Below are 7,120 nucleotides of genomic sequence, written 5' to 3'. Positions count from 1 at the left end.
CGTCGGAGGGGAGGGCGGGGGAGGGGGCCGCGGCCGAGACCGTCTGCGCCCCGGCTCCCGCCGCCGCCAGCGCCATGACCACGGCGGCGGCGACGGACGCGGTGCGCTGCGTCGGGAGGTTCATCGCTTCCTCTTTTCGCGAGGATCAGGTGCCCGGACCCGCCCCGCGCCCGCGGCGGAGCCGCCGCAGACAGAACGCGAGGTGGGCCGCGAAGTTGATCAGGAGGTACGGCCACAGCCACCACAGCAGGGCCGGCGCGTTGAGCCAGCGGGCGAGCCGCCGGTAGTGCTCCGCGTCGCCCGCGCCGTCGGCGACCACCACCAGGGGGTAGCTCCGGGAGACCACGTACAGCAGCGCCAGCCCGGCGCCGTTGACCAGGAGGCGGGTGAGCGCCAGGGGCCACACCCGGCCCGGGCGCGCCAGGTCGGCCGTCCGCTGCGCGGCGCCGGCCAGCAGGAGCAGGAGCACTGGCGCGTGGAACGACCGCCACGCCGGCGAGAGCGCCAGGCCGTCGGCGGCCCCGCCGAAGAGGAGCGCGGGGTAGACCGGGACCGCCGCCCACCAGGCGGCGAGGAGGACCCAGACCACCAGCCCGGCCGCCGTCGCCCAGCGGGGCGGGGCGTACGCGCCCTCCGACCGGAAGCGCCAGCTCCCCCGGCGCCGGGCGCTCCACCGGTCCCAGGCGACGAACACCAGCGTCACGGCGGCGAGCTGCACCAGCACCGGGAGCCAGACGCCCGGGAAGGCCAGCACCCGCCCGGCCGCCCGTGGGAGCGGCTCGCCCCGGGCCAGCGCCGCGGCGGCCACCAGGGCGAAGAGCGCCAGCGTGATCCCCAGGTTGATGCGCAGGAAGGCCAGGTAGAGCGGGAAGAGCTCCGGCCCGATCAGCCGGCGGCGGCCCAGCACCAGGCTGCGGTCCTCGCCGCGGAAGCGGGCCGCCACCAGCATCGGCTCGCCGTGCCGGGTGAGGATGGCCTCGATCTCGGCGTCGTCCAGCGGCCGGCCGAGCTCGGCGGACCGGTCTTCGACCTCGGCCAGGATGTTCGCCGAGAGTTCCCTGACGACGTCGGCGCGCTCAGCGCGCGGCAGGTGCGCGCCGACTTCGGACAGGTAGCGGTCGAGGAGCTCCATGGTCACGCCTCCCCCAGGATCTGGTCCAGCGCCGCGTCGATCTGCCTCCGCTCCTCCCGCAGCTTCTCCAGCATCGCCCTGCCCTCGCCGGAGAGGCGGTAGAAGCGCTTCTCGCGCTTGTCCTGCTCCCGCCACTCGCTTTCCAGCAGCCCCTGGCTCTCCAGGCGGCGCAGCAGCGGGTACAGCGTGTTCTCGTCGATCGCCATGCCGTGCCCGGCGAGCGCCTTGCGCAGCTCGTAGCCGTAGTGCTCGCGCCGTAGCTGGGCGAGCACCGCCACGATCAGCGACCCGCGGCGTAGCTCCAGGCGAAGGTTCTCGAACAGGTCGTCGTTCATCTCGGGCCCGTTGTCGCACAGTGTGCGACACATACTGTATAGCACACAGTATGTGCTGTCAAGAGGTTGATTGACAACCGGGGCGGAGCGTTGGCTCATATCACTCCCGATCGATGCTCATTCCGAAAGCGGGCTCGCAGTCTGTTGCCGAGCCCCCCTGTCCCGAGAGGATTGTCATCCCGAGGAAGCGTCCGCGCCATCCTTTCTCCAGGCACAGATGGTCGGACGCTTCCGAAGGAGCTATGGGTCGCCCTGCGCGAATGCCGGCTCCGGTGCAAGGCCGCCCATAGATCCTTCGGGCGCACAAGCCGTGGTGTGATAATGACTTGCGCGCACGCGCCCTCAGGATGACAGCTTTGTTGAAGATCGGTTTGGAAACACTCTCTCGGGCCACCGGCGGTCGGGACGGAGCGCGGTTGCCGCTTCAGCACGCCGCCTCCCCTCGGCGGTCAGGAACGTCCTCGCGAACGGGAAGACCGCCTTTCCGCCGCGCCCGTGCCGCCGATGGCGATGGCGGAGCCCACGAAGGGGACCACGCTCGTGAACCCCGGCACGTCTCCGGCCACCGTCGCGGCGGAGGTTCCCCACTGCGTGATGCCGTGCGGCACCAGCCGGCGCAGGTCGTAGCGGCGGCCGCCGAGCTCGAACGGCCGGCTGGACACGAGCCGCGCGGAAAAGACGTCGAGCGAGAAGAGCGGCCGGTCCTTCTCCCCGGCGCCGACGGTGGCGCCCGTGACGACGCTGACGCGCCGGAAGCGCGCGACCTGCTCGCCGGCGCCGAACGAGGCGGGATCGTCGAAGGTGGCGCCCGGCCGACGGTTCAGGTACACCGCGAAATCTCCCACCGCATCCAGGCCGAGCGCCAGGGCGCCGTTGGCGACGCGGGTGGCGGTGAACGGATCGGCCAGGAACGTCAGGTAGGCCGTCCCCTCGCCCGGGTCGCCGCCGAACAGGTTCGCGCCGACCCCCTGCAGGTGCAGGAAGTAGCCGGCGTCGCGCAGCGTCCCGTCCTCGGCGGCGTAGAACCGCCCCGTCACGTACCAGGCGACCTCGCCCGGAAGGATCCGCTCCATTCTCCTCTCTCCGATCCCGGCTTTCTCGATCCCGCGCGACACCTCGCAAAACTCAGAACGCCGCCTCCACGCCATCGGACGCGGGGCGGATGCCGCTCTACCCTGGGATATAGGACAGATCCTCTCGCTTGAACGAACCGAGCGTTTCGCCCAGGCGCACGAGAATCTCTCCGCCGTCGGTTCCGGCGGGCGATTCGACGATGCCTTCCTGCCCGATGCCGAGCACGCCGGCAAGCTCTTGCGGGACCGATCGGAGCCGGACGCGATGGCCGGCACGGAGATCCATCCAGCATCCGGGGCACTCGAGGAGCGGCACCCCGTCCGCGTCACGCTCGCGGACGTGTTCCCGCTCCCACTCTTCCAGCGACGGAGTCTTCACCAGGAGATGGTACAGATCCTGGCAGACCGGACAGCGGATGTAGGGCATGGGATCTACAGGTCGGATCGTGAGCCGCTCGAATTCCACGAGATCGGAGGGCTTGCCGTACTCGTCCAACCAGGCGGCCTGACGCAAAGCTCACCTGCCGGTTTCATCCGCGACTAACCATCGAGCGACGGAACCGCGCTGCAGATCTGTTCGGCCATCGTGCAACCCCAGTCGATCTCCAGTGATCAGCGTCTTGAAAGGCGTGGGACAGAGCTACGCCCTGTGCACCGGGTAGCGCAGGTGTGTAACGCCGACGCCCGGGATCACCGAGGGGTTGCCGAGGACGGCCGGCGTGCCGGCGAGGTGGTCGAAGAGTCGCACTCCGGAGCCAAGAAGAACCGCCGCGATGTCGACGTGGATTTCGTCGAGGAGGCCGGCATTCAGGCACTGCTGGATGGTGTCGGCGCCGTGGACCCCGACGGACTTCCCGGCGGCGGCGGCTTTGGCCTGGCTCACGGCGCTTTCGATGCCGTCGGTCACGAACCGGACCGTCGAGTCGGGTCGCGGCCATCCGGCGGGGACGTGGTGGGTAAGTACGAATGCCGGTCCCCAGGCGTGGTTTCCGCCCCAGCCGTGGGCGACCTCGAAGGTGCGCCGGCCGGTGAGCACGGCGCCAAGTTCGGACCAGAGACCGCGAAGGTGCTCGGCGCTCGGCCCGGACACCTTGAACGTCATGGGCTCCGACCCCCCGGTGTGGAATTCGACGTCCCCCGAGGTGAAGTACCAGTCGAACACTTCGGCCACGCCATCCTGGAGGTCGGCGACGTAGCCGTCGAGCGACATGGACATGATGGCGACAACCTTCGACATCGCGATGTTCCTTTCGAGGAGTGGAGACTGCGTTCAGGGGATCGCCCTGTCCTCCCGGATCATCCCCCCCTACAATCAGTGGTCAGGGGTGCGGGGCCGGCGCGCAGTCCTTTCGTCCGGCGAAATCATGGGCGGCCCCGCATCCCCCTGCAGCCGATCGTCGGGCCGTGCGCGGAGAAAACGGAGAACTGCGGCCAGGTGCAGTTCTCCGTTCTTGAATTGGCAGTGGTTGCTACCGCCCCGCCCGACCGTGGTCGGGGCGGGGCGCCTGCCTCACTCCTGGCAGCCGCCGCCGCACGTCTGGACGCCGCCGCACTGCGTGGCGCCGCCGCCCGAGACCTGGCAGCCGCCGCCGCACGTCTGGACGCCGCCGCACTGCGTGGCACCGCCACCCGAGACCTGGCAGCCGCCGCCGCACGTCTGGACGCCGCCGCACTGCGTGGCACCCCCGCCGGAGACCTTGTCCTGCTCGCCGTAAACGGTGCCTTCCCCGTTGCCCAGCCACGAGGTATGGAAGGAGTCCACCTCCAGCGCGTCCAGGTCCAGCCTCAGCTTCTTCATGATTTTCCTCCGGATGATGGGGTGAAGTGGCACCGCCGATCGATAGAACCGGCGGCGGAAGATGCTCGGCTCCGATTCGAAAAGCAATGAAACATGTGGGGAGGGCAAGAGGCTGAGAGGAAACAGGACGGCGGAGGCAGGAGTGCACGGATCAAAACGTCGCCTCCACGCCGAACGCCGGCAGCGTGGGGAACATGCTGATGCCGGAGCGGGTCGCCGGGGTGCGGTCGTAGTCGTAGAAGTAGAAGAGGACGTTGCGCCTGTTGGTCGCGTTCAGGACCTGCAGGTAGGGGGTGAGCGTGCCCCAGTGGCGGCGCCAGGTGCGGCGCAGCGTCAGGTCCAGGCGCTGGTAGGCGGGGTAGCGCTCGCGGTTGCGCTCGCCGGGGACGATGTAGAGCGGGACCTCGGGGTCGTCGCCCACCGGGCGCGGCAGGCGGTAGCCGCCGCCCACCACGTCGGTCTCGAAGCCCACGAAGGCCGCCACCGGCCGCGTGTACGGCACCCCCGAGCCGTAGTTGAGCCGCATCCCCGCCTCGATCCTCCCGGGCAGTTGATACTGCGCCACCACGTCCAGGTCCACCCGCCGGTCGAACACGGGCGGAAAGGTCACCTCCCGCGGCACCCCGTCGATCCCCGCCGCCAGCGGGTCGGGGAAGGTGCGCTCGGCCTTCAGCAGCGAGAGCGTGGCCCACCCGGTGAGCCGCCCCGTGCCGCGGCGCACCATCAGGTCCAGCCCGTACGACCAGCCGTCGCCCCGCAGCAGGTCGTCGGCGGGGTCGTTGGGGTCGTCGGCCACGTTGAAGTCCACCACCCCCTCGTACTTCCGGTAGTACGCCTCGGCCGAGGCGTACCAGCGCTCGCCCCAGTACTTCTCCAGGCCGAGCTGCACCTGGTCGCTCACCAGCGCCGGCACGCTGGCGTCGCTGGTCACCCAGTTGTCGTTGGAGACGGGGAGCGACTCGTCGCGGAGCGAGTGCACGAACTGCACGTAGCGGCCCACGGCCAGCTTGGCCGCCGCGTCGCGCTCGGCGCCGAAGAAGCGCTTGACCGCCAGCCGCGGCGAGAGGTGCGCGCGGGTGCTTTCGCCGGCGTGCCAGGCGTCGGCGCGCAGCCCCGGCTCCACGATCCACGCCGGGTCCGGCTGCCAGCGCACCTGCGCGAAGCCGCCGGTCAGCACCCCGTCTTCCGCGCCCTCGAAGAACGTGGTCCCCCCCGCCTCGCCCAGGTTGCGGTAGCGGGTCCGCGACGCCTCGCCGCCCACCTTCACCGTGAGCGCGCTCCCCAGCGAGCGGCCCGCGTCGGCGCGCAGGGTGAGCTGCTCGATGCGCGAGACGAAGCGCGTGTCGGAGAAGTCGACGAAGCCGAGCGACTCGCGGTAGCGCGAGAGGCCCAGGGAGGCGGTGCCCACCCAGGCGCCCAGCGGCTGCTCCCAGCGCACGCCGGCCACGTCGTTCCCCCAGTTCCAGCGGATGCGCAGCACGCTCCCCTCCTCCTCGTCGAGCCCCGGCGCGTCGAAGTCGGAGAGGTCGAGCACGTCCTCGCCCGTGTACCCCACCAGCCGCACCCGCCCGCCGCCCCTGGTCCCCAGCGTCACGCTCCCCTGCAGGTCGGTGAGGTGGTAGGGGAAGTCGACCACGGGCTTGAGCACGACGTCGAAGTACGAGCGCCGACCCGACACCAGCCAGCTCCCTTCGCCGCCGCCCAGCGCGCCGGCCACGCCGCCGGGGAGGTTGCCGTGCAGCGCCACGCGGCTGGCCAGGAGCGACACGCCGGCCTCGGCGCCGAAGCCCTCGGGCCCGCCGCCGGGCTTCGTCTCCACGGAGAGCACCGAGGAGACGCGCCCGCCGTACTCCGCGCCGAAGCCGCCGGCCAGCAGCTCGGCGCGGGCGATGGCGTCGGAGTTGAAGACGCTGAAGAGGCCGCCCAGGTGGAAGGGGTTGTAGATCGGGAAGCCGTCCAGGAGGATCAGGTTCTGGTCGGCCGAGCCGCCGCGCACGTGGAAGGCGCTGGAGAAGTCGGAGGTGGAGACCACGCCGGGGAGGACCTCGACGGCGCGCAGCACGTCGGCCTCGCCGAGCCCGGGGAGGATCTTCAGCTCGCGCCCCTCGATCACCCGCGTGGTGACGCCGGCCTCGGTCTCGAAGCGCGTGCGCTCGCGCTGGGTGTCGCGCCGCCCGGTGGCCTGCAGCGGGTCGAGCGCGACGGTCTCCTCCTCCAGCCGCAGGTCCACGCGCGCCTCCGCCCCGGCCGCGACCGCCGCCTCGCGCTCGGCGGCGTTGAAGCCGATCCGGCTCGCCCGGACGGCGTAGCGCCCCGCCGGGAGCCGGGCGATGCGCCAGGCGCCCCCCGCGTCGGTGCGGGCGCGGCGCGCCTCGCCGCCTTCCGCGGGGGTCGCCGTCACCGTGGCGCCCTCGACGGGGCCGCCGGAGGCGCCGGTGACGCGTCCGGCGAGCGTCCCCGTCCCCTGCGCCGCCGCCGGCCGGGCGAGCGCGAAGACGAGCAGCAGCGCAGGGGCGAGCCGCGCGAGCGGTGGGCGGACGGGGCACTTCATCTCGGAGTCCACGAATCAGCGTGCGAGCTGGTCTCTTGAAATTTCACACAGAGGGCACAGAGGACACGGAGAGAACTTCGCTTCGCGCTCGCTGTTCCTCTGTGTTCCTCTGTGTTTCTCTGTGTCCTCTGTGTGAGTCCAGCAGTTCACCGGGCCGCGTATGCATCCGAAGTGCGGGACGAAAGACGATCGATTCATCCCGGGCCGGGCGGGCGTTCCCTTGACGCGGCG

7 protein-coding genes are annotated in these 7,120 nt (G+C 71.2%); all 7 read right to left on the bottom strand.

What is annotated here, in order from left to right:
* Nucleotides 1-145: 145 nt before the first annotated feature.
* Entirely contained in the window at nucleotides 146-1,132 is a 987-nt protein-coding gene (locus tag VF746_01640) for a hypothetical protein (GenBank protein HEX8691115.1), read from the bottom strand.
* Nucleotides 1,133-1,134: 2 nt separating this feature from the next.
* Nucleotides 1,135-1,467 carry a PadR family transcriptional regulator gene (locus tag VF746_01635; GenBank protein HEX8691114.1) on the bottom strand — a complete coding sequence of 111 codons (333 nt, stop codon included), beginning with the start codon at nucleotides 1,465-1,467 and terminating at the stop codon, nucleotides 1,135-1,137.
* A 449-nt stretch (nucleotides 1,468-1,916) separates the two neighbouring features.
* Nucleotides 1,917-2,540 (bottom strand): hypothetical protein, encoded by a 624-nt coding sequence (locus tag VF746_01630; GenBank protein ID HEX8691113.1) that lies wholly within the window; start codon nucleotides 2,538-2,540, stop codon nucleotides 1,917-1,919.
* A gap of 97 nt (nucleotides 2,541-2,637) precedes the next feature.
* Nucleotides 2,638-3,036, bottom strand: coding sequence for a hypothetical protein (locus VF746_01625; GenBank protein ID HEX8691112.1), 399 nt, complete (start codon nucleotides 3,034-3,036; stop codon nucleotides 2,638-2,640).
* A 144-nt stretch (nucleotides 3,037-3,180) separates the two neighbouring features.
* On the bottom strand, nucleotides 3,181-3,777 hold the full coding sequence (locus VF746_01620; protein HEX8691111.1) for a dihydrofolate reductase family protein: 597 nt from the start codon (nucleotides 3,775-3,777) through the stop codon (nucleotides 3,181-3,183).
* Between the two features lie 273 nt (nucleotides 3,778-4,050).
* Nucleotides 4,051-4,338, bottom strand: coding sequence for a hypothetical protein (locus VF746_01615; GenBank protein ID HEX8691110.1), 288 nt, complete (start codon nucleotides 4,336-4,338; stop codon nucleotides 4,051-4,053).
* Between the two features lie 151 nt (nucleotides 4,339-4,489).
* Entirely contained in the window at nucleotides 4,490-6,889 is a 2,400-nt protein-coding gene (locus VF746_01610; protein HEX8691109.1) for a TonB-dependent receptor, read from the bottom strand.
* Between the last annotated feature and the right edge of the window lie 231 nt (nucleotides 6,890-7,120).

It is taken from the genome of Longimicrobium sp., from assembly GCA_036389795.1.
Classification (GTDB): Bacteria; Gemmatimonadota; Gemmatimonadetes; order Longimicrobiales; family Longimicrobiaceae; genus Longimicrobium.
The sequence above is the reverse complement of the archived record's forward strand: the minus strand, read 5'-3'. Positions and strand labels throughout refer to the sequence as shown.

What these genes read in the sequence shown, in the direction of transcription:
- VF746_01620 (HEX8691111.1), bottom strand. Translation starts at nt 3,777, where the DNA reads ATGTCGAAGGTTGTCGCCATCATGTCCATGTCGCTCGACGGCTACGTC.
- VF746_01635 (HEX8691114.1), bottom strand. Translation starts at nt 1,467, where the DNA reads ATGAACGACGACCTGTTCGAGAACCTTCGCCTGGAGCTACGCCGCGGG.
- VF746_01610 (HEX8691109.1), bottom strand. Translation starts at nt 6,889, where the DNA reads ATGAAGTGCCCCGTCCGCCCACCGCTCGCGCGGCTCGCCCCTGCGCTG.
- VF746_01630 (HEX8691113.1), bottom strand. Translation starts at nt 2,540, where the DNA reads ATGGAGCGGATCCTTCCGGGCGAGGTCGCCTGGTACGTGACGGGGCGG.
- VF746_01640 (HEX8691115.1), bottom strand. Translation starts at nt 1,132, where the DNA reads ATGGAGCTCCTCGACCGCTACCTGTCCGAAGTCGGCGCGCACCTGCCG.
- VF746_01615 (HEX8691110.1), bottom strand. Translation starts at nt 4,338, where the DNA reads ATGAAGAAGCTGAGGCTGGACCTGGACGCGCTGGAGGTGGACTCCTTC.